Below are 23,691 nucleotides of genomic sequence, written 5' to 3'. Positions count from 1 at the left end.
TCACTCCCTCACTCCCTCACTCCCTCATCCCCCTCATCCCCCTCATCCCACTCCCCACTCCCCACTCCCCCACTCCCCACTCCCCACTCCCCCACTCCCCACTCCCAAATCCTCTATGTCTCTTCCTGTTCTGAATCAGCGCTTTCGCACTTGGTGGCAGCCTAGAAGAGGTTTGGCGATCGCCGAAGCTTGTATTATCGGTCTGGTTGCTGCCCTATCTGCGGTGTTGCTGAAAGTGGGTTCGGGATGGCTGGGGACGTGGCGAGTCCACAGTACTAGGCTTTTACCTGTGTGGCTGGCACTACCGATAGTTGGTCTTGTCCTGGGGTTTGTAGCTGGTTGGTTGGTGGAAAGGTTGGCACCAGAGGCTGCTGGTAGCGGTATTCCCCAAGTTAAAGCAACTTTAGCTAATGTACCCATCAGGTTATCCTGGCGGGTAGCTGGTGTGAAGTTACTCAGTGCCATGATCACCATAGGTTCCGGTATGACTCTGGGACGCCAAGGCCCTACTGTCCAGGTGGGGGCAGGTTTGGCAGCAGGTTTGAGTCGCTGGGTTCCCACTTCCCCAGATCATCGGCGGCAAATGATTGCAGCGGGCGCGGGTGCAGGTTTGGCAGCTGCTTTCAATGCCCCCATCGCCGGTGTATTATTTATCGTGGAAGAGTTACTCCACGATTTATCGGGGCTGACTCTGGGAACTGCGATTATTGCTTCGTTTATTGGTGGGGTGATATCCCGGCTTTTAGGTGGTGGCAGTTTAGACTTGAATCTGCAATTGGTGCAATCTTCCAGCCAATTCTCTATCCCCGAAATTCCCTTTTTCCTAGTATTGGGTATTTTGGCAGGTTTACTGGGTGCATTATTTAATCGGGGAATAATATTTAGTATTAAATGTTATCAAAAATTACACATCAGTTTACCGCTGCGGGTGGCTTTGGCGGGATTTATTTCTGGTGTTGTGGTGGCAATGCTCCCAGTTTCCTTCCGTGATAATACTGGGTTAAGAGAGTATGTAATTACTGGAGTAGCCCATCCGACTGTAGCAGCGATCGCCTTTGGGGCACAATTCATCCTCACACTGGTAGCATTTGGTTCGGGAGCGCCAGGGGGTTTATTCGCTCCCAGTTTGATTTTGGGTTCTTGTTTAGGACACATCATCGGCGTATTTGAGTTCTATATCACAGGAGTAGGTTCGCCAACTACTTATGCCCTAGCGGGTATGGGTGGATTTTTTAGCGCCGTTTCCAAGGTGCCAATCACGGCGATTGTGATTGTGTTTGAGATGACTACAGATTTTAATCTGGTGCTACCTTTAATGATTGTTTGCGTAGCAGCTTACTTGGTTGCGGAGAAGGCGGTGCCTGGTTCGCTTTATGAGAAACTTTTGGAATTGAAAGGTATAACTCTCACCACAGAAGTTGCTGTGGAGGGAGCATTAACCAAGTTAACCGCCAAAGATGTGATGCAAGAACGGGTGGAAACTTTGGATGCAGAGATGAGTTTGGAAGAAGCAATGCAAGCTTTTGCTCGTTCCCATCATCGGGGTTTTCCCGTAGTAGAAGATAATAAATTAGTAGGAATTGTGACGCAAACTGATTTGCTGAAAATCCGCGAACGCAATTTAGCCAATGATATTTTTTTAAAAGAAGTGATGACGCCTGTCCCCATGACAGTAACACCAATCCACACCTTGAGTAATGTACTGTATTTACTTGACCGCTATCAAATCAGTCGCTTACCAGTAGTGCAGGGACGAAAACTGATTGGGATTATTACCCGTGCAGATATTATTCGGGCGGAAGCAGACCATCTTAATGGTGATGACAGGAAACCCAAACTGCGACCAGAACCTTCTTATGTAGTTTACCAAACGCGATCGCCAAGCATTGGTAGAGGGAGATTATTAGTGCCAGTAGCTAATCCCAAAACGGCGGCTATATTATTGCAAATGGCAGCAGCTATTGCCCGCGATCGCCATTACGAAATAGAGTGCATACAAGTAATGCTGGTGTCACGCCACAGTTCCCCATCTGAAACACAGGTGAGAACAGCAAAAAGTCGCCGTTTGCTCCGACAAGCAGAGGTTTTAGCAAAAAAGTGGCAAATTCCCCTGCACACACAAATTCGAGTTACCCACGATGTCGCCCAGGCAATTTTGGAGACAATCAACGAAGGACACATCGACCTAATTTTAATGGGTTGGAAAGGTAGCACATCTACCCCAGGTCGGATTTTTGGCAACGTTGTAGACACCATAATTCGCCAAGCCACTTGCGAAGTCGTTTTAGTAAAATTAGGCAAAACTCAGGAAGACGCGGGGACACAGGGACGCTCTGACACGGGGAAAGAATTCTCCGCGTCTCCCCCCACTCCCCACTTCAACCGCTGGCTAGTGCCGATGGCTGGCGGCCCGAATTCACGAGAAGCAATTAAATTACTTCCGGCTTTAGTCACTCTGGGGAATGAACCACAAATTCGCCTGACACAGGTGTTTAAGCCATCTGAGTTGCAGCCAAACATGATAGTTTTAGAAAATGCCATTCGTCAGCTGATGCGTCGCCGTGAATTGTCTAGTACTGTTGTTGCTCTGCCAGTACAAGCTGATTCAGTTGCCGAAGGTGTGATTAAATTAGTGAAAACTGAAGGTTATGATGTTGTAGTTTTAGGAGCTTCCCGTGAGGGATTGTTGCAGCAGGCGATTCAAGGTAATATTCCAGAAGCGATCGCCTCTGGTGTAGAAAGTACAGTAATTCTGGTCAGGGGTGCGATTAATAATTAATTTACAGCGTTTTTCATCTATTTGAACCACAATCCCCGGTAGGGTAGCACAGCTGTGCTACCCTACAACGTGGTCTATTTACCTGAAAATTGCTGTATCAATTTTAAAAATGATTCCCACAGATGCATTAGACTTCTTGCATAAATCAAAAAAAAGAACCCCACCCCGCCTTTGACTTACGTCAAAGTCTCCCCTAAGAGCTTGCGGGGAGGGGCTGGGGGTGGGGTGTTAGGGGACTTTTGCAAGAGGTCTATTGATATAGCAAAAGCCTTGGTGGTTAGGACATTAACAGATGATAAAACCTAGACACAAAAAGACTTTTCACCCAGTCCCCAGTCCCCAGTCCCCAGTCCCCAGTCCCCAGTCCCCAGTCCCCAGTCCCCAGTCCCCAGTCCCCAGTCCCCAGTCCCCAGTCCCCAGTCCCTTGCCATACAACCTAGATTTAGAAAACGATTCCCAATCCAAAATCTAAAATCCAAAATCCAAAATGGTATTAGCGATCGCTCGAATTAACTTCCCTGGCTCCACTGGTTTGGTGATATGCTGTTGAAATCCGGCGGCAATTGCTTGTTGATAGTCAATTTCAGCTGCATAAGCGGTTAAGGCGATCGCCGGAATTTTTCCTCCCAATTCTGGTGGCATGTCTCTGATTTGACGCATCAACATATAGCCGTCTACTTGCGGCATTCCAATGTCACTTAAGAGCAGATTTGGCTGCAAGTGAGGCAAAACTTCTAGTGCTTCCACAGCCGATGCTACCTGGGTTACTATTGCCCCAGACTGCTCCAAAATGAAAGCAATCAACTCTCGCGTATCACGCTCATCATCCACCAACAGAACTTTCAGGCCTTCTAAATCAGGCGAATTATCTGATTGTCTATCAATTTCGTGATTATTGACATGAATCTTCATCAAGGGCAACATAACTGTAAAGGTTGCTCCCTGTTCTTCGCCTAAACTTTCTGCCTTAACTGTGCCGCCATGTAATTCGACAATATGGCGCACAATGGCTAATCCTAACCCCAACCCACCGAATTTTCTGGTGGTTGCGCCGTCAGCTTGTCGGAAGTAGTCAAAGACATAGGGTAAAAAGTCGGGGCTAATTCCTTTACCTGTATCACGGACTTGCAACTGAAGTTGAGAATCAACAGACCCTAAACTGATTTCTACTTGTCCACCTTGGGGTGTAAACTTAATGGCATTGGAAAGTAGATTCCAGATCACTTGTTGTAAGCGGACTAAATCACCCGTGACTACGAATTTTGGGTCGCAGCTTTGGTGTGCTGATAGCACAACTTGAATTTGCGATTTGAGATTATCAGGTTGTTTATTAAACTCGATGGATGCTAAATTTCTGTTAGTATCTTCTAATCCCAAATCTAAAATCGTAAATCGCAAATTGATAGATTTGGCTTGGGCGGCTAAACGCACGGTTTCTATAGCTGCGGCGATCGCACTTACCAAATTTACAGGAGTAATATTCAGGCTGAGTTTGCCTTGCAAAATGCGAGAGACATCCAGCAAATCTTCAATTAGTTGAGTTTGCAACTTGGCATTGCGCTCAATGGTTTCCAAAGCACGAGTAGTAGTTGCTTCGTCATACTTTTTACTTTGCAGCATCTTTGACCATCCCAGGATGGGATTTAGCGGTGTCCGAAGTTCGTGGGAAAGGACTGCTAAAAATTCATCCTTGATGCGGTTAGCTTGAATTAATTGCTCTTTTCGTCGCTGTAACGAAGCCATTAATTCAAAACGTTCCAGAGCAACCGCCACCTGATCGGAGGTTGCTTGGAGTAAAGCAGTTTCCTCTGAGGTAAACTGAGTACGGGTGCGACTGCCAAAGGCGAGTACACCTAATAGCTTTCCTTGAACAATTAACGGTTGACCTGCGTAGGCTGTGATTCCCAAATCACAAAGGATGTGTGCATTGGGATGGGTTGAGTGCGGCACATCGTTGACCACAATTTGATGTCTTGCTTGGGCTACTAGTCCGCACATTCCTTGATTAAATTCTAAGTATTCAATTGCTTGAAATACTTCTTCAGTGATGCCGTTCCAAGCTACCAAGCGAAGTTTCTGTTTATTTTCGTGTGTTTCAATCAGATAGTGGAAGTAAAAATCCAAATCCATCTGTGCCGAGAGTTTACTGAACAACGTGTTCATCAAATCCAAGGGGCGTTCGGTTGACAGCAAATCGCTGGCTGTTTCAGAAAGCAACTTTAGTCGTTCACTGCGTTCTTGCAAAGCTTTTTCTGCTTGCTGACGTTCCCGCAGGGCGCGTTCCCGTTCGGTAATGTCAACTGCAACTCCTCCTACCAAGCGTTGTCCAGATGTATCTGCAATGGGAAAGCTGTATGCCAAAAATTCGCCAAGGGTGCCATCTGTGCGCGGAGCAGATTCAATGGCTTCCACCACCTGATTTGTATTTGCCACCATTTTAATGTTATCGAGGAAGGGCTGAGCAATTTCAGCCGGGTATAGCTCGAAGATATTTTTGCCGATGGGGTTGTTTGTTGCTAAATCGAATATGCCAAGATAAGTGGGGCTAAGGTAAAGTACACGCCCGTCTGCATCTGTAATCCATGCTGCGGCGGGACTGTTGTCCATAAAAGCCTGGAAGCGTTCTTCACTCTGGTGCAAGGCTTTTTCTATTTGTTGGCGTTCACGTAGTGCGGCTTGCTGTTCGCTAATATCAAGAATAAATGCCACTGATTTGTGCCGAGATTCTCCTAACAGAGAGTAGCCAATGACAACCGGTACACGAGAATCATCTTTGCGAATATATTCCTTTTCATAAGGAGTACAGGCTCCTTTAGACTTAGCCTCGGCGATCGCCAGTTCATCTAAATAAACATACTCTGGTGGTGTGATATCTGTCCAACTTAGTTTACCTGCTTGCAGATCCTCTTGGGTATAGCCGATAATTCGCAGAAACTCCCCATTGGCTTCACTGATGTTACCTTCCACATCACCAAAGACAATACCGACTATATTCGCTTCTACAAAACTCCTCAGCCGCTCCTCACTAGCTTGAACTGCCGCTTCCGCCTGCTTGCGGGCGGTGATATTCATGATGCTCACCAATACGCTGTCAAATTTAGCATTTGCTGGTGGGAAGGTAATTGTAAACAGAATGTTCAGGCGTTCTCCCTGGAGAGTTTGGAGAATTGTTTCTGATTCCAAGTAAGTTTTCCCATCAGTAATTGCCAGGAGTTCTTCAACAAATACCTCTAAAGTTTCCGGTACAAATATTTGCCCAAGTGGAACCAACAGTTCATTTTTATTTTCAGCGCCAAACGTTCGCACAGCTGCGTTATTCACGTTGACAATTCTCACCATGTCAACCGCCTGTTGAATAAACTCGGGGTGTTCAGCAAAAAAAGCGCGAAAATTCTCGACCCCTTGGGCTTTTAAATCATCAAGGGCTGCTTTAACAAGGGAAAAATCTTCTTCAAAAATTGATACCCCTGCGGCTTCAAAAATATAGCGGTATTTTCTCTCCTGTTCTTGCAGCGCTTCTTCTATCAACTTACGTTCGCTGATATCTGTAATGCTGCCAACTACGCGCAGCGGTTTTCCATCAGCATCCCGCTTGACGACGATTCCTTGGTCTAGCACATGGACGTACTGATGATTATGGTTGCGAATGCGATATTCAGCAGTATAGCGTAGGCGTCGCCCGTCGTAGCGATCGCCATTTCCCCACGCAACCCCCGCGTCGTCCTTTACACGTTGCAAATCCTCTGGATGGACAAGCTGACGCCACCAATTACCAGTTGTTTGAGCAGTTTCGACAGAATAGCCTAAAATTCTGGTTAATCCTTCAGTTATGTCAACAGTATCCTGTTCTATATCCCAGTCATATATCAGACAATTGACAGCAGCGGCGGCTAACTCGAAACGCTCGTTGGCTAATCTCAGACGTTCCTCTTTGTCACGCAAGGTTTGTTCTACTTGCTTGCGTTGGCTGATGTCACGAAAGAAAATGTCGAGACCATTTTCACAAGGGTAGGCGTGAATTTCCATCCACAGGTCATATTCCGATGGCAAGTAATAATGATGCTCGAAGTGGACGGGAATTTGTTCTGCCATCGCTTCTCGGTATTGTAGCTCTACATTTGTGCCTACTGATGCTGGCCACTCTTCCCAGTGCGACTTACCAATGACTTCTGTGCGGGATTTGCCGTTAATTCGCTCTGCTTCGGCATTTTGGTAGATAATCCGCCAGTCTCGGTCTATACTTACAAATGCATCACTCATGCTTTCTAGGGTACGCGTCACCCGCTCATTAGCTTGCTGTAATGCCGCTTCTGCTTGTTTGCGTTCGCTCAAATCAACAACAAAACCAATAACTGTTTCTTGGGCATCTTCTACGAGGACAGAACCAAGCAGAACAGGAACGCGAGAACCGTCTTTACAGATGTATTCTTTCTCAAAAGGTTTACAAACTCCGGTAGTTCTCAGTTCCTCTACAGAACGCTCACTTAAATTCAGATACTCAGGTGCGGTGATTTGGCGCCAGTCCATTTCCTTGGTGGACAAATCTTCTCGTGTGTAGCCCACCATTTTGAGAAAGGCGTCATTAGCTTCAATGATAGAGCCGTTGAGATTGCTGACGATGACTCCGATGATGTTAGATTTTGCGAGTCGGCTAAACCGCATTTCGCTATTTTGCAACAACTTCAAACTTGACTCTGCTTTGCGTTTCGCAGTTTGCAACTCGGAGAAAAGTGCAGTAATTAATAAAGAGACTAGTGAGAAGGTGGTTAATCGTACCAAGACGCTGAGGCTAACGATCTCGAAGGAGTAGACTGGCTCAATGAGAAAGTAGAACGCAAATATGGCAGATAAAGCGATCGCCAGCATTCCCACTTCCATGCCACCATACCACGCGCTAACCGCCACGGCAGCATAAAAAAAGGTAAACACGCTCGGATCGAATATTGGCAGTAGCGATCGCGCCATCACTAACGCCGCTACCACTGCCAAAACCATCACGCCATAAGCTAGTAAGCGAGAGCGCATCATCAAGAATTTTTCCAGTAATTTGATGCTCATCTCAAGAGTCCTCCCCTTGCCGTGCTTTTGAGAGATACTCGCTTAGTAGTGTTTTGCCTGATTCGCCCATCTTCTCTAACATTTCTTCAATTAGCTTTAGTGCCATCCGTGAAGGCACCGCAGATCCGTTTTCCCAGCGATTGACTGTTCGCAAGGAAACTCCCAACTTGGCTGCAAACTTTTCCTGAGACAGTTCGAGTTGCTGCCGAAGTTGGCGGATTAAATCTGCAATTTTTAGCGATTTACCTAGTTCCATAGTCAGCAGAATAAGACGGGTGTCACGCCATTTGTCTCCAGCTTGAGGATGAATTTCAATAATCATTAGATATCATGCATCCCCAGATAAATTGCATCTTTTGGTCAAATCAGAATATCAGTTATGAGTGTTTGCTGTTGACTATACAAGGTATTGGCACAGTAACGCTCTGACCCTAATGTCTGCTGTAATTCACCCAAATAAAAACTTATTGAGACGAAACAAATCTGAGGTTTATTTATAAAATAAAAATAAAATTTCCTCAGTTGTGTAATGTCCAATAGTAGTATTGTTGGTTACTTAATAATTTTCAAATGTTATGCAGCGCTAAAAATCAGTGTGTAACACTTGAAATTATCCTACTTTCATCCTCTACTTAATATTTTATTTATAAATCAAATCGTAAGGCTCAGATTCCCCACTTATTTAAGAGGATGTTTGAAAAGTCATGATTGATGTGTCAAATATTTTTACCCCACCCTAACCCTCCCCTTATAAAGGGGAGGGAACCGGATTTTCTTGTTTCTCCCCTTTATAAGGAGAGGGAACCGGATTTTCTTGTTTCTCCCCTTTATAAGGGCAGGGAACCAGATTTTCTTGTTTCTCCCCTTTATAAGGGCAGGGAACCGGATTTTCTTGTTTCTCCCGTTTATAAGGGCAGGGAACCGGATTTTCTTGTTTCTCCCGTTTATAAGGGCAGGGAACCGGATTTTCTTGTTTCTCCCGTTTATAAGGGCAGGGAACCGGATTTTCTTGTTTCCCCCCTTTATAAGGGGGGATTAAGGGGGGTAATAATTCGATTAAAATCACAGCCAACCACTTTTCAAACACCCTCTAAGAAGTCGGGGATCTTGTCTACTGAAAAAGTGTAGTTAATTTTACTTCTAGAGTAAGATGTCAATGGCAAATCTGTAAAGCTAGAATATGTAACTGAGTCAATTTTTGCCTACTGCGTACTGCTATTTTGATTAATCAACACTCAGAAAATCTTCTCAACACTCAACTGGAAAAAGCACCAGCCCAAGGCTACAGATTTAGCTGGTTTGATTGGTTTTGTCTTTGGTATCCCCCAGCGTGGTTGATTTTATTCAACCGCCATTGGCAACATTATCATCAAGATCCAGATGGTTGGAATTGGCTAGAATATGGATTATTTTTAATTCCTGGCGGATTTTATCTAGGAATGTTGAGTCGTTGGTTGCGTTTGGGTTGTCGTTCACCGCGTCAAGAAGTTGGTGAATTCGATCCCAATTATCAACAAGCTTTTCGCCAAGAAGTTCTCGCCCCCATCGTGAAATATTATTTTCGGGGAGAATTGCAACAAATCGAAAACTTGCCGCCAACAGGGTCATTAATTGTGGCGATGAATCATGCAGGAATGTGCTTTCCTTGGGACTTTTTGACCTTAGGCTATTTATTAAGTGAAGTCAAAGGATGGAAAGTGCAACCCGTAGCAAGTCCAGCATTATTTGAGCATCCTTGGATGATTTGGTGGTTACCACCTAAATGGTCACAGGTTTTAGGTGGCGTGCGAGCAGAATTAAATGATTTTGAGGCTGCCATTGCCCAAGGTAAAATTCTCTTATATGCACCTGAAGGAATACGCGGCCCTGCCAAAGCTTGGAGAAAACGCTATCAACTACAAAAGTTTGATGTCAGCTTTGTGCAACTTAGCGATCGCTATCATATTCCCATTGTCCCAGTAGTTTGCATCGGTAGTGAATTTCTGCATCCTTGGACTGTGAATTTGACCAAATTGCAACGACTAGTCAAATTACCATTTTTGCCTTTGTCGCCTTTGATGTTTGCCTTACTTCTGTTTCCCTCAATGGGAATTTGGGCAATGAAAACTCGTCTGCGTTATTTTATTGCGCCTTTGGAATCAGCAGAACTAGCCACCGACTCAAACAAAGGACGTACAGCAGCTTATCGCCAAGCGCAACAATTACGAGAAAAACTGCAAATTCAAATCAATCGGTTTTTAGGTAAATCTTAATATGGCGGTTATCGTTTACGTGAGGTACACCCGTAGGGGCACGGCATTGCCGTGCCCCTACACCTCGTGATGTAATGTTGTACCCCATCTGAATGGGAATCCCTATACTACAAGCCAAGTTAGCTTGACACTATCAGTAGATTGATCGTACTGAAACCTGCCCAAGGCTGCGCCGATTCCTATACCTAGATGATAGAGCAATCCCTCTTGCGTTTCATTCCATTGGGGAGCTATCAATCAAGTTGTTGTAGCGACTACAGCTTGTTTCTTTGCGTCCTTCTCCCAAGGGGAGACGCTAACGCGAATGCGGTTCGTTCTTCATAATATGATGCCTTTTCATCCATAATTGGGACAAATTTTCATTAATTTCACATAAAAAAGCATTTATTTTACTTTTATAGTTTGGTAATCTCGTTGACAAGAAAATCATTTTTCTGTCCATAGCAACTACTTATTTGCTGTACCGAATACAGGAAATTGAGCATCTTGAAAATATGAGAATTGACATCTGCCAAACATCCCAAATTGAATGAAATTGAAACTGCATTTTCAAATTGTGGCAGCGATCGTTGCATTAGCGATCGCTCTCACTCATAGTGTATATGCTCAAACACCAGCCAGTGCATCCCTTGGTCAATGGTCTGCTGTAGATCCCTGGCCAGTGTATGGAGTACACCTTACACTCATGCCCGATGGCAATGTCCTAGCCTGGGATAGCACCAACAACGGATTTGGAGGAGCAACTAACAAAACCATCCTCTGGAATCCTGTTAACAATAGTAAAACAGAACTTAATTCCAACTCATCTTTACAAGGAGAAGAATTATTTTGCGCCCCCCATACCCAATTACCAGACGGTAAAGTATTTACAGTTACTGGTACTGTTGGGGTTGCAGATAACACCACACACATCTTTGACAATCAAACAAACCAGTGGTCACTGCACCAGAGTATGAATACTGGGCGATACTATCCCAGTTCTACCTTGCTGGCTAACGGTAACATACTAGTAACTGGTGGATCTTATCCATCAGATGCAGATACACCGGAAATCTTTGAATCTGGTACATGGCGGAGTTTAAGCAGTGCCAAAATTCCCTTTGCCTTGCCCAAAGATTTTATTGATAACACCTCTTATTTTCCGTGGACGCAGGTAGCCCCTGACGGCAAGACATTTTATGTTGGCCCAGAAAGTTCCATGCGTTACATTGATACCAACGGTACGGGTAGTACCACAACTGTTGGCGAACGGGATGGAATTTTCCGCGACTATGGCAGCTATGCTATGTACAGCACCGGCAAATTCCTAGTAGCAGGCGGTGGCCCAGCACCTAAAAGTACTTACGCCATTGACATCAACGGCAATCAGCCTGTAGTTTCAAGAACTGGGGATCTCACCTACGGACGACGACAGCAAAACCTGACTATTCTTGCCGACGGTCAAGTTTTAGTCACAGGTGGTAACTCTAACCCCAATGGCAAAGATGGACAACCAGGGTCTCAGTTTGACCTCAACACCGCAGTCTATGCCGCTGAAATATGGAATCCTAACAGTGGACAGTGGAAGACTTTAGCTGATATGGCTAAACCGCGCCAGTATCACTCCACAGCCTTGTTATTACCTGATGGTCGTGTAGTCGTTGCTGGTGGTGTATGCGCCCCTTGTGGTGCTACAGGTCACAATGAACAGAATGCTGAGGTTTTCTCCCCACCCTATCTATTTAACTTAGATGGTACTCCGGCTGCACGCCCAACCATCAGTTTTGCACCGAATGCCATTAACTACAATCAGATTTTTAGCGTCACATCACCAGAAGCCGCAAGTATTACCAAAGGTCATCTGATTAAACTTGGTGCAGTTACCCATGCAACTAACTTCGACCAACGTTTAGTCCCCCTATCTTTTAGCAAATCCGGAACTACACTGAATGTAACAGCACCCGCCAACGCTAATCTTGCACCACCAGGTTACTATATGCTGTTTTTAGTCAATTCTGCTGGTGTGCCTTCCGTATCCAAAATCATCCAAGTCGGCGGTAATCCTTCCCCTGTACCTCCACCCAACGCCCAAGTACCACTGTATAAGCGACAGTCAATTCAGTCATTGAATTATCCGACTTACTATCTTGGCGAAACTAATTCACTCGGCTATCTCAAGTCCGTGAACGCTAACAGTAGTAATTTAGAAAAGAACAGTGCGACATTTAAAGTTGTACCAGGGTTGGCAAATCAGCAGTGTATTTCCTTGGAGTCGGTTAATGTTGCCGGTGCCTTCCTCCGCCATCAGGGTTATCGTGTGAAGCTGAATCAAAACGATAATACAGCACTCTTCAAAGCAGATGCCACATTCTGTGCCAAAGCCGGATTAGCAGATTCAACTGCTTTCTCCTTTGCGTCTTTTAACTTTCCCACCTACTATCTACACCATCGCAACTTTGAGTTTTGGATTGATCCCCAAGCTAGTGATAGCGTATATAAGCAGGATAGTACATTTAAATTCGTCGCACCTTGGACACCTGGAACCGATGACTTGAGTGGTTTACAATCTTTCCAATCACTCAATTATCCATCTCGCTACATTGGGCAGACAAATTTTCTGGGTTATATCCAATCAGTAAATAGTCGTAGTAATACCTCAACGAAAAATAATGCCACGTGGAATGTTGTACCTGGACTAGCAAATTCTGCTTGTATTTCTTTTGAGTCAAAAAATAATCCAAGTTACTACTTAAGGCATCAAGGTTATCGTGTGAAATTGAATCAAAACGATAACACAGATTTATTCAAGGCAGATGCTACCTTCTGTCCCAAAGCCGGATTAGCAGATTCCACTGCTGTCTCCTTTGCGTCTTTCAACTATCCTACTCACTATCTACGCGATCGCAATTTTGAGTTGTGGATTGACCCCCAAGCTGGTGATACCCTGTACAAAAATAGCGCATCCTTCAAGATTGCTGCACCTTGGATACAATAATTTTGGTTGGTGTTGCAAAACAGTGGGATGAATTTATACCAATTTAAACAATCTTTGCAACACATCAATCTGTAGAGTAGCACAGCTGTGCTACCCTACAGGTGATTGAAAAACCACATCTGTCGTAGGGCACAGCAGTGCTGTGCCCCTACACCCAGGGTCTATATTCCCATCAAATAATGATTAATAAAAGTGTGAAACGACCTATTTTATAAATGCACACCATGATTAATTTGTACAGTGCGTAAGTCCTACCACAAATAAAGCAAGCTTGCTCTGGAACCTTTTGAAATTTTAAGTTTTGAATGAACAATCTAAAATCCAAAATCTAAAATCTAAAATCTAAAATTCGGTGACTAATAATTCAGACTTCCATTGCTCAGGAACACAAAATCATTAACAGGGATTGTTAGTGCATTCCCTGTTGATTTCAGCTTATCCTTGCAAGAATTGGCTGGCATCAACTTTGTTGTGGCCTGAGTTTAAAATGTGATGGTTGCAGATGAACATAGGAATAATCGAGCCTTACAGTCACGGTTTTTTAGAAGTTATACCAGAAGGTGAATACAGCGACTATTATCAGATTGCAGCTATACACATTAATGGCCAAGCCTACTGCCCTACTCCTAAACTTTATCGTTCAGAAAAAGTGGCATTAGCAAAAGCTGCACAAATTTATGATTGGCTAGCTGACCACGAAGACCAAATCACTGATGGGACTTGCTACTGTTCTCAATTGAAACTCATTCTATGGCAGCAAGGGAAAGTATCTTAGTACAGCTTTGCGTAAAATCGTAGCGAATTGAGGGTTGAAATTTAAACGCAGAGGAGTGCAGAGGTAAGCGCTTTAGGTAGCAGAGAATTCGCTACGAATTAATGAAATGTTGTACTTGGTTAAACTTGTATTAATAGCTGCTTAGAGTCAGCCTGTAGTCCCTGCGTCAAGTGTGGGGATTTTTTTGTGAGTGCGTAGGTTAAGGCCGTCTTAGATATTGCTCCTGGCGTTCTTAGACCAAATGTAGCAGTGGAGCGATCGCACTCAAAAATAAAGGACAATTGACGTAACTATAATTACTCAGCTATAAATTACCTGTTATTTTACTAATAATTCATATGCTCAGGCTGACAAGTATGTAAATTATGGAAATCAAACAAATTTGTGTAATTGGGGCTGGAATCAGTGGCTTGGTAACAGCTAAAACTTTTATTGAGGAAGGCTACGAGGTTACTGTATTTGAGAAGCAAAAAGGACTCGGTGGTGTTTGGGAAAAATCTCGAACTTACCCAGGATTAACACCCCAAAATACGGGTGACACATATAGTTTCTCAGACTATCCCATGCCTGCATCTTACCCAGACTGGCCTACAGCAGAACAGATGCGGAATTACTTAAATTCATACGCCACGAATTTTGGAGTAATTGAAAAGATTCGTTTTCAAACTGAAGTAACCAACGTTTCCCGAAAAACTGGAGAACGACCAGGATGGGTAGTTACTATCAACGTCGAAGGTGAGACAAAAGAACAAAAGCACGAATTTGACTTTGTGGTAGCCTGCAATGGTACATTTAGCGCCCCTAAGTTGCCTTACTTGCCAGGTAAAGAGAAATTCCTCGCATCTGGAAGAAAAATACTGCATTCTACCGAATTCAACGATGTCTCAATCATTGAGGGTAAGCGAGTAGTGGTAGTGGGTTTTGGCAAGTCAGCCTGCGACATTGCGACTTTAGCGGCGAACACAGCCAAAGAATGCACCCTCGTTTTCCGTCAGCCCTTGTGGAAGGTTCCTAGATTTTTCTTAGGTTTAGTAAACCTGAAGTATATTTTATTAACTCGCTTTGCTGAAGCTTGGTTTCCCTATCGTCAGATGGGGCGGCTTGAAAGAGTGCTGCACACTTTGGGTAAACCGCTGGTATGGGCTTTCTGGCGCACTAACGAGATGCTGCTACGTCTACAATTTGGTCTTGATAGTTGCGGAATGTTGCCGGAACAACCAATGAATAAGGCTAACTGCAACATTAGTGTAGCTCCCCCGGATTTTTTCAAGTGCGTACACTCTGGCAAAATCCAGGCAATTAAAACCAGCGTGACCAAGTTTATCCCTGATGGCGTAGAATTAGCTAATGGTCAGCAGTTGCAGGCAGATATAATAGTTTTTGCCACAGGATTTAGCCAAGAAGTTCGGTTTCTGGAAGAAGAATATCGACGACAAATGGCAGATAAAGATGGTAATTTTACCCTTTACCGTTATCTGATTCACCCGAATATTCCACAAATGGGCTTTGTTGGGTATAACACCAGTTTTTACAGTCAGCTAACCTCGGAAGTTGGTGCTTGGTGGCTAGCAGAATATGTCAAAGGCAACTTGTTATTACCCTCCCCGGAGGTAATGTATCAGGAAATGGCAGCAGATATAAATTGGATGAAAACTGAGTACCATACTGTTGTAGCTAAGGCAACATGTATTCCCTCGTTTTGCTTGCGTTACATTGAGCAACTGATAGAGGATATGGGTGTAAATAATCAGTTTCGTGTCTGGAAGGGAGTTTCCCAGATTATGATGCCACTAAAGCCCTCGACATACCAACATATTCGACAGCAATTGCGAGGTCAAATACGTCAATCTCTCAATGACTCACCAAAACCACAAAGTCTAGGAGTCAGATAGTACCTTAACGCACCTCGATAGACTATATCAAGATTGTGCGTTGCGCCGCGCGACAACGCACCCTACCCCCTGAGTCCTAATCCCCAGTCCCCAGTCCCCAGTCCCCAGTTCAAGACTTACGCACATTTTTCAAATTCATCAATGGCTTGAATGTCATCTGAAATCTGAACGCATTGTTCTAATAAAGCAATATTTAGTTCTGGTAATAATTCGCTTGAGGTAATCTGTTGGTAGCCGTAAGTATCTAAAAATTCAGATGGTGTTTCTTCTCTTAAATGGTAAAGTCTGAGTCGATTGAATTGCCAAATCCAAACTTCAGCAACTCCTAAACGGCGATAAATTTCTAATTTATCAATGCTACCACTGGTGATGTTCACCTCTATAGCTAAGTCGGGGATATTTTTCTTCTCGTAAATCGAGTAGCATTCATCTGGTTCAATCCCAGCTTGTTTGAGTTGTTTTTTAAGTGTAGAACTCCCCATTGGGCTGAATCGAATTCGCTTTAAGTAAAGATAGCGTTCTATCAAAATAGCCAAACATTTTTTGATATTTTCATGTTTGATAGAGGGTGACACAATTTCTAAGATTTCATCCAAATAAGTGACACGGTAATGAGAGTTATCTTCTAGTTTGGCTAATAACGCTTCATACATTTGCCAGCTTACCCCACTAGTGACGAATTTTTCCTCTGGATCGTCAATATCTGCAAGTTCCGGGTCGTCTAAGAGTTCTTTGAGGCTGGTGACCATTGTTTTCTCTCTCCTAGTACAACAAGGCAAAAGTTGATTAATTTCTTCGCTAAACAGACTCTACAACAGAAGCACCAAAACGATAGCCTTTGCCATAAACTGTGTGAATTAGCGTAGTTTCTTTCCCGACTTCAATCTTACGCCGCAGCAGGCGAATTAATGCCGCTATGACGTTGCTGCTTGGTTGTTCTTCTTCTGTCCACAAAGTTTGCATAATCTGGGCGTGAGTCAGCAGTTGTCCGGTGTGTTCCATAAAATATTGCAATAGCTGACTTTCCTTTTGCGAAAGTTCAATAATTCTTCCTTGGCGATAGGCTACTTGATTTTCACAATCAAGTTCTAAATCAGCCACAGTCAGGCGTCCAGTGGTGGTTTCATAAGTTTGGGAACCGGAACGACGCAACAAAGCCCTGACTCTGGCTAGTAATTCCCGCAGTTCAAAAGGTTTTACCAAATAATCGTCTGCACCAGCATCTAAACCTTCTACTCGGTCATCTAAAGTATCTTTAGCTGTGAGAAACAACACAGGAGTAGTTTTGCCTTGGCGTCGCAATTCTTGACAAATTTCTAACCCTGTTTTTCCTGGCAGCATCCAATCTAAAATTAATAGGTCGTAACTGCCTCGTGCAAGTTCGCTCCCGCTTGTTCCATCATAAGCGGCATCTACAGCATAACCCTCACGAGTTAACAAGCGACTCAAGGGTTGAGTTAATTCAACTTCATCATCAACTAATAAAATTCTCATGCTGCTTGTGGTAAGCATATAGAGATATTCTCAAGATTATTGAACGCAAAGACGCAGGATACTAAGAAAAAGAATGCTGACTGTTGCATTACCAAAAGGGGAACTTCTTAAACATAGCATCCGGTTGCTACAAGCTGTCGGGTTAGATTTTAGTGCTTTTTTAGATTCAGGAAATCGCCAACTTCAAATTCCTGACGCTAAGGGAGTTGCAAAAGGGCTATTGGTGCGGGCGCAGGATGTACCTGTTTATGTAGAATATGGTCAGGCTCAATTGGGTATTGTCGGTTACGATGTGCTGCGGGAGAAACAACCGCAAGTTGCCCACTTAGTCGATTTGCAGTTTGGATATTGTCGCATGTCGGTGGCGGTAAAAGCATCGAGTTCTTACCGATCGCCTTTAGATTTACCAGCTCATGGTAGAGTTGCTTCTAAATATGTCAACTGCGCTCGTGAATATTTCCACAGTCTGGATTTACCGGTGGAAATAGTGCCGTTGTATGGTTCAGTGGAACTAGGGCCAATTACTGGCATGTCAGAAGCGATCGTGGATTTAGTTTCCACGGGGCGGACTTTACGCGAAAATGGTTTAATTGAAATCGCTACTCTCTATGAAAGTACAGGGCGGTTAATTGCCCATCCCCTCAGTTACCGTCTGAACACTGGTAATTTGAGTGATTTGATTAACAGGCTGCGGGAGGCTGTTTTAGTTAAGGTTTAATAGTCATTGGTCATTTCATTACCAAAGGACAAAATTCTGTAGGGGCGCACAGCTGTGCGCCCCTACGCTGCTGATGCACATTAATGTTTATTTGTAAATAATATCTGTCCCAAATTTGTTTACACTGGGATTATAGCGATCGCTAAATTTTGTGGCGCAAACAGGATAGTTGACTGCTGGGCATGGCTTTTCTCAAATTTAAAAGAGGCCTTGTGCCTTCTTTTCAAAACTACTCTGAATAACCAGAAGCACACAGATAGTTAACTAATGTTAAAAAAGGTTAATCTATTTTTGAGGTAGTGGTGCTGCTTACTGGATATCATAATTGAGATTTATTAAGAAAAGTTAATGAAAACTGGAGACACGATTACAGAAAAGACGAGGCTAGAAGCCCTGCGCCAGTATCAAATTCTTGATACCGAACCTGAAGAAGCCTACGACAATCTTGCTCAGTTAGCGGCATTTATTTGTAACACCCCCATATCCTTAGTAAATTTTATTGATGAAAACCGTCAATGGTTTAAGGCAAAAGTAGGTTTAGATGTATCAGAAATGCCCCGGAGTGTTGGGTTATCTTACCTTTGCCAAGAACGGCGTAACGTTGTCGTGGTTCCAGATACGCTAGCTGATGAAAAGTTGGCGAAGAATGCGGTAGTAATTGGCTATCCTTACGTGCGATTTTATGCGGGTGTACCTCTAATCACTCCCAGAGGAGATATGCTGGGAACTCTGTGCGTAATTGACCAAGTTCCCAAAGAATTAAGCCAAAAACAAGTCGAGGCGCTTGTGGCTTTGAGTCGCCTAGTGATTGACCAACTAGAACTCAGGCGTCATGTGACTGAAGTATCTGAAATTACCGAGAAACTCGTGGCGCAGGAGCAAACAGCACGCGCCCAGTCGGAAGCAGCCAGAACTCGCATTACCAATCTTCTTGAAAGTATCACTGATGCCTTTTTTGCCTTGGATAAAAAATGGCGATTTACCTACGTTAATGGTCAAGCAGAACAACTGTTGCAAAAAACCCAGAATCAGCTTTTGGGTAAAAGTATCTGGACAGTTTTTCAGAGAATTATCGGCACAACATTTGAAAAGCAGTACCGTAAGGCAGTTTTAGAACAGGTGAGTGTGGAATTTGAGGAGTTTTTTGTGCCCCTCAACCGCTGGTTTCAAGTCCACGCTTATCCAGGAAAAGACGGCTTATCTGTTTATTTTCAAGACATTACTGAACGACGGCAGACAGTAGAAGCACTTCAAAAAAGTGAAGAACGTTGGCAATTAGCATTGCAGGGTAATAATGATGGTATTTGGGACTGGAACCTCAAGACTAATGAAGTGTTCTTCTCAACTCGGTGGAAGGAAATGCTGGGGTATGAAGACCACGAAGTTTGCAATTGTTGGGATGAATGGACAAAACGAATCCATCCCGATGAGCGAGATTTGGTAGTTCAGACCTTTCAGGATCACTTTGCCAAGAAAACACCGTTTTATGTCTGTGAGTATCGAGTCCAATGCCAAGACGGCAGCTATAAATGGATTCTGGATCGAGGACAGGCGCTTTGGGACGCATTAGGTGATGTAGTGCGAATGGTTGGTTCTTATACTGATATCACAGATCGCAAGAGAACAGAAGAAGAATTAAAGCGGCAGAATCTGCGATCGCAATTATTTTCCGAAATCACTCTCAAAATTCGAGAATCTTTACAAATAGACGAAATTCTCCAAATTACCGTTACAGAAGTACAAAAACTACTGCAAGCTGACCGAGTTTTAATTTTTCAACTTTCCCCTGACGGTTCGGGAACAGTAGTACAAGAAGCTGTACTACCTGGTTGGCCAGTAATTTTAGGAAAAAATATTATCGACCCCTGCTTTAAAGAAGAATACCTAGAAAGATATCGCCAGGGAAGAATCAGTGCAATTGAAGACATTCAAACTGCTTATATTCAACCTTGCCATCGAGAATTTCTGGAGCAGTTTGCGGTTAAGGCTAACCTCGTAGTGCCAATTCTTCTCAGAGAGGGCATTTGGGGGTTGTTGCTAGCTCACCAATGTGCCGCACCTCGAAAGTGGAATAACTTTGAGACAGAGTTGTTACAGCAACTAGGTAACCAAATTGGCATTGCTTTATCTCAAGGGCAACTACTAGAACAACAAACCCGCCAAAGCCAAGAACTCTCCCGTTCCAATGCCGAATTAGAACAATTTGCCTACGTAGCTTCCCATGACTTACAAGAGCCATTGCGGATGGTAACCAGTTATTTACAATTGCTGGAGCGGAGATACAAAAATCAACTTGATGTTAATGCCGACGAGTTTATCAACTACGCTGTAGATGGGGCACGGCGGATGCAGACCTTAATCAATGATTTGTTGAATTACTCCCGCGTCAGCACCCGTGGACAGCCGTTTAAGAGAGTTGATTGTAATATTGTTTTAAAACAGGCGATCGCAAATCTCAAACTGGCGATCGCAGATAGTAAAGCACTTATCACCTATGATACTTTACCTGAAGTAATGGCTGATGCTACCCAATTGACACAAGTATTTCAAAACCTCATTGCTAACGCCATCAAATTTTGTCAAAATCAGCAGCCAGAAATTCACATTGGAGTGGGGAGTGGGGAGTGGGGAGTAGGGAGTGAGGGAGATGAGGGAGTAGGGGGAGATGAGGGAGTAAGGGGAGATGAGCAAGAAAATACTTCCTCATCCCCCTCATCCCCCTCATCCCCCTCATCCCCCTCATCCCCCCCACTCCCCACTCCCAACGAATATTTGTTCTCGGTGCGCGATAATGGTATTGGTTTAGAATCCCAGTATGCTGAACGTATTTTTATAATTTTTCAACGCTTGCATGGTAGAGATAAGTATCCAGGTACTGGTATTGGTCTAGCAATTTGTAAAAAAATTATAGAACGCCACGACGGCCGTATCTGGGTCGAGTCGAAAGTGGGTCAAGGCTCAACTTTCTACTTCACACTTCCAGATAGAAACTCTTAAGCCATCGTAAACATGCAAGCCATTATGCCTATTGAGGTTTTGTTAGTAGAAGACAATCCTGGCGATGCCCTACTTACACGTATCGCCCTGGAAGATAGCAAAATCTCGATTCACCTGAACGTGGTCGAAGATGGTGTCGAAGCAATGGCATTCTTGCGAAAACAGGAAAAATATGTCAACGCAGCCCATCCAGATATTGTGCTGCTGGATTTGAATCTCCCTAAAAAAGATGGGCGAGAAGTATTGGCAGAAATTAAAGCAGATGAAAACCTCAAGCGAATTCCCGTAGTCGTCTTGACGACTTCCCAAGCCGAAGAAGACATTATCAAAGCTTATAATCTATCAGCAAACTGTTACATAACTAAGCCAGTAGACTTCGATCAATTCGTTAAAATTGTAAAATCAATAGAAAATTTTTGGTTTGCGATCGTAAAACTGCCACCGGAGTAATGGCAATGGCAGGTGAACATATTAAAGTCTTGTTAGTAGAAGACAATCCTGGTGATGTATTTTTGTTACAGGAGTTTTTAAAGGAAGTTAACACAGTTCTAGTTGAGTTGATGCCAGTTGAGCGGCTTGAGGAAGCACTCAACCACCTAGCAAAGGAAATTTTTGATGTCATTCTGTTAGACCTTTCCCTGCCAGATAGTCAGGGAATAGAAACTTTTGTCACTGCTTACCAACAGGCAAAAGCAACTCCAATCATTGTGCTGACGGGTATAAACGATGAAACCCTGGCAACTAGGGCAATGCAAGAAGGAGCGCAGGATTATTTAGTCAAAGGGCAAGTAACTGGGGATTTGCTGGTGCGTTCTATGCGTTATGCAATTGAACGTCAACGAGCAGACAATGCATTGCGACAGAGTGAGGAGCGATTTCGCGTAGCCCTGAAAAACTCTCCGATTTTTGTCTACAACCAAGATCAGGAGTTACGGTACACTTGGGTTTACAATCCTTCCTATGAATTGACTGTTGAGCAAATGTTGGGCAAAAAAGACTTGGATATCATCTCACCCGAAGATGCTCAACGGCTCACCACTATCAAACTTCGGGTATTGAACAGTGGCATCGGGACACGAGAAGAAGTATCAATTACAACTAAGGAAATAACTCGATATTACGATTTAACTGTTGAGCCATTGCGAAATGAGTCCCAAGAAGTTGTCGGGGTGACTTGCGCCAGTATCGATATTACCGAACGGCAAGCCGCATTGCGCGAACACAAATTAGCCCAAGAAAAAATCAAAGAACAAGCAGCATTACTTGATGTCACCACAGATGCCATTTCCGTGCGAGATTTAAATAATCAAATTCTATTCTGGAACAAAGGTGCAGAAACACTTTTTGGTTGGCGAACTACGGAGGCTATCGGAAAAAGTGTCAGTGAGCTTTTGTTTGACGAAGCTTCACCGGAAATCGAAGCGGCTCTTTTAGAAGTTATCAGTAAAGGTAAGTGGCAAGGCGAGTTAACTAAACTTAGTAAAACTGGCAAAGAAATCCTCGTGGCCACTCGCTGGAGTCTGGTGTGTGATGAACAGGGAAAACCCAAATCAATTCTCACCGTTGACACAGACATTACTGAGAAAAAACATCTAGAAGCCCAATTGTTTCGCGCTCAACGCCTAGAAAGCATCGGCACCTTAGCCAGTGGGATTGCTCACGACCTCAACAATATTCTGACGCCGATTTTGGCAGGAGCGCAACTCTTACCACTCAAATTTCCCGATGCAGATGAGCGGACTCGCCATTTATTAGAAATTTTGGAAATCAACGCCAAACGCGGAGCAGATTTAGTCAAGCAGGTGCTATCCTTTGCACGGGGTGTGGAAGGAAAACGCATCACTTTGCAACTCAAGCATTTAATTATGGAAGTTGCCAAGATTCTTAAAGAAACATTTCCCAAATCCATAGAAATTACCACTGATGTACCACAGGATTTGTGGATGGTTTCTGGAGATAGTACGCAACTCCATCAAGTCCTAATGAACCTCTGCGTTAATGCCCGTGATGCTATGCCCAATGGCGGTAGTTTGAGAATATCTGCGGAAAATCTGTTTATTGACGAAAATTATGCCCGGATGAATCTAGAAGCCAAGGTCGGATTTTACACAGTGATTACAGTCTCGGATACTGGAGTTGGCATTCCTGGGGAAATCTTAGATAGAATTTTTGAGCCGTTCTATACCACAAAAGATGTCGGACAAGGCACAGGGTTAGGACTTTCCACCGTACTGGGAATTATTAAAAGCCACGGAGGTTTTGTGAACGTATACAGCGAACCCGGAAGTGGCACTAGCTTTAAAGTTTACTTACCAGCCGTAGAGGGAATGGAAACACTCATTCCAGAAGATTCAATACCACAGACAGGACATGGAGAATTGATTTTGGTTGTGGATGATGAAGTTGCCATTCAGGAGATTACTCAATCATCACTGGAAGCTCACAACTACAAGACTTTAATTGCTGGTGATGGCATTGAGGCGATCGCAGTATACGCTAAAAATATGGACAAAATTAGTGCCGTATTAATCGACATTATGCTGCCTTCCTTGGATGGTCTAACTGCCATCCGTACCTTAAAGAAAATTAACCCAGAAGTCAAAATTATTGCCAGCAGTGGATTGATGTCCGATCATAAGCTCAGCACAGTAACTAGCATTGGTGTCAATACGTTTTTATCCAAACCGTATACTGTCAACGAATTATTACTTTCTTTACAAAAAGTGCTTTCTTAATCAAAAGGAAGTAAAAA

The 23,691-nt window shown here is 43.8% G+C and carries 15 protein-coding genes; 9 read left to right on the top strand and 6 right to left on the bottom strand.

The features are described 5' to 3' along the window. Positions 1-115: 115 nt before the first annotated feature. Entirely contained in the window at positions 116-2,779 is a 2,664-nt protein-coding gene (locus tag IQ276_RS03765; RefSeq protein ID WP_235115402.1) for a chloride channel protein, read from the top strand. A gap of 302 nt (positions 2,780-3,081) precedes the next feature. Here the strand turns inward: IQ276_RS03765 and IQ276_RS40020 are convergent, their stop codons facing one another. The 4 genes from IQ276_RS40020 to IQ276_RS03750 form a co-directional block, all read right to left on the bottom strand. Further along, positions 3,082-3,210 carry a hypothetical protein gene (locus IQ276_RS40020; protein WP_255264298.1) on the bottom strand — a complete coding sequence of 43 codons (129 nt, stop codon included), beginning with the start codon at positions 3,208-3,210 and terminating at the stop codon, positions 3,082-3,084. 37 nt (positions 3,211-3,247) lie between these two features. Next, positions 3,248-7,837: a hybrid sensor histidine kinase/response regulator gene (locus IQ276_RS03760; RefSeq protein ID WP_193922027.1), complete on the bottom strand. Its 4,590-nt coding sequence runs from the start codon at positions 7,835-7,837 to the stop codon at positions 3,248-3,250. Between the two features lies 1 nt (position 7,838). Beyond that, positions 7,839-8,159 (bottom strand): helix-turn-helix domain-containing protein, encoded by a 321-nt coding sequence (locus IQ276_RS03755; RefSeq protein WP_309245580.1) that lies wholly within the window; start codon positions 8,157-8,159, stop codon positions 7,839-7,841. Between the two features lie 426 nt (positions 8,160-8,585). Continuing rightward, positions 8,586-8,903 carry a hypothetical protein gene (locus IQ276_RS03750; protein ID WP_235115401.1) on the bottom strand — a complete coding sequence of 106 codons (318 nt, stop codon included), beginning with the start codon at positions 8,901-8,903 and terminating at the stop codon, positions 8,586-8,588. Between the two features lie 154 nt (positions 8,904-9,057). On the opposite strand from IQ276_RS03750, the gene IQ276_RS03745 reads away from it, so the two are divergent. The 4 genes from IQ276_RS03745 to IQ276_RS03730 all read left to right on the top strand — a co-directional run bounded on the left by IQ276_RS03745 (position 9,058) and on the right by IQ276_RS03730 (position 15,730). After that, entirely contained in the window at positions 9,058-10,089 is a 1,032-nt protein-coding gene (locus IQ276_RS03745; RefSeq protein ID WP_193920737.1) for a 1-acyl-sn-glycerol-3-phosphate acyltransferase, read from the top strand. 529 nt (positions 10,090-10,618) lie between these two features. Continuing rightward, the gene (locus IQ276_RS03740; RefSeq protein WP_193920739.1) at positions 10,619-13,063 is read left to right on the top strand and encodes an AbfB domain-containing protein; all 2,445 of its coding nucleotides are present in this window, start codon (positions 10,619-10,621) and stop codon (positions 13,061-13,063) included. Positions 13,064-13,565: 502 nt separating this feature from the next. Then, the gene (locus IQ276_RS03735) at positions 13,566-13,838 is read left to right on the top strand and encodes a hypothetical protein (RefSeq protein ID WP_190879270.1); all 273 of its coding nucleotides are present in this window, start codon (positions 13,566-13,568) and stop codon (positions 13,836-13,838) included. A gap of 365 nt (positions 13,839-14,203) precedes the next feature. Then, positions 14,204-15,730 (top strand): flavin-containing monooxygenase, encoded by a 1,527-nt coding sequence (locus tag IQ276_RS03730; protein ID WP_193920741.1) that lies wholly within the window; start codon positions 14,204-14,206, stop codon positions 15,728-15,730. A 116-nt stretch (positions 15,731-15,846) separates the two neighbouring features. Here IQ276_RS03730 and IQ276_RS03725 read toward each other — a convergent pair whose 3' ends face one another. Continuing rightward, a complete protein-coding gene (locus IQ276_RS03725) occupies positions 15,847-16,479 on the bottom strand; it encodes a Uma2 family endonuclease (RefSeq protein ID WP_193922729.1) in 633 nt (210 codons plus the stop codon). 49 nt (positions 16,480-16,528) lie between these two features. Then, positions 16,529-17,224: a two-component system response regulator RppA gene (gene rppA / locus IQ276_RS03720; protein ID WP_073640791.1), complete on the bottom strand. Its 696-nt coding sequence runs from the start codon at positions 17,222-17,224 to the stop codon at positions 16,529-16,531. 73 nt (positions 17,225-17,297) lie between these two features. Here rppA and hisG point away from each other — a divergent pair, with 73 nt between their 5' ends. The 4 genes from hisG to IQ276_RS03700 all read left to right on the top strand — a co-directional run bounded on the left by hisG (position 17,298) and on the right by IQ276_RS03700 (position 23,674). Continuing rightward, complete coding sequence (hisG, locus tag IQ276_RS03715; RefSeq protein ID WP_193922731.1) at positions 17,298-17,942, top strand: ATP phosphoribosyltransferase; 645 nt, start codon at positions 17,298-17,300, stop codon at positions 17,940-17,942. 348 nt (positions 17,943-18,290) lie between these two features. After that, positions 18,291-20,939, top strand: a complete 2,649-nt coding sequence (locus tag IQ276_RS03710; protein WP_235115400.1) for a GAF domain-containing protein — start codon at positions 18,291-18,293, stop codon at positions 20,937-20,939. Positions 20,940-20,951: 12 nt separating this feature from the next. Further along, positions 20,952-21,389: a response regulator gene (locus tag IQ276_RS03705; RefSeq protein ID WP_235115399.1), complete on the top strand. Its 438-nt coding sequence runs from the start codon at positions 20,952-20,954 to the stop codon at positions 21,387-21,389. A gap of 5 nt (positions 21,390-21,394) precedes the next feature. Continuing rightward, positions 21,395-23,674 (top strand): hybrid sensor histidine kinase/response regulator, encoded by a 2,280-nt coding sequence (locus tag IQ276_RS03700; RefSeq protein WP_193921882.1) that lies wholly within the window; start codon positions 21,395-21,397, stop codon positions 23,672-23,674. Positions 23,675-23,691: the final 17 nt, after the last annotated feature.

It is taken from the genome of Desmonostoc muscorum LEGE 12446, assembly GCF_015207005.2.
GTDB lineage: Bacteria > Cyanobacteriota > Cyanobacteriia > Cyanobacteriales > Nostocaceae > Nostoc > Nostoc muscorum.
This window is presented reverse-complemented; position numbering and strand designations above follow the sequence as displayed.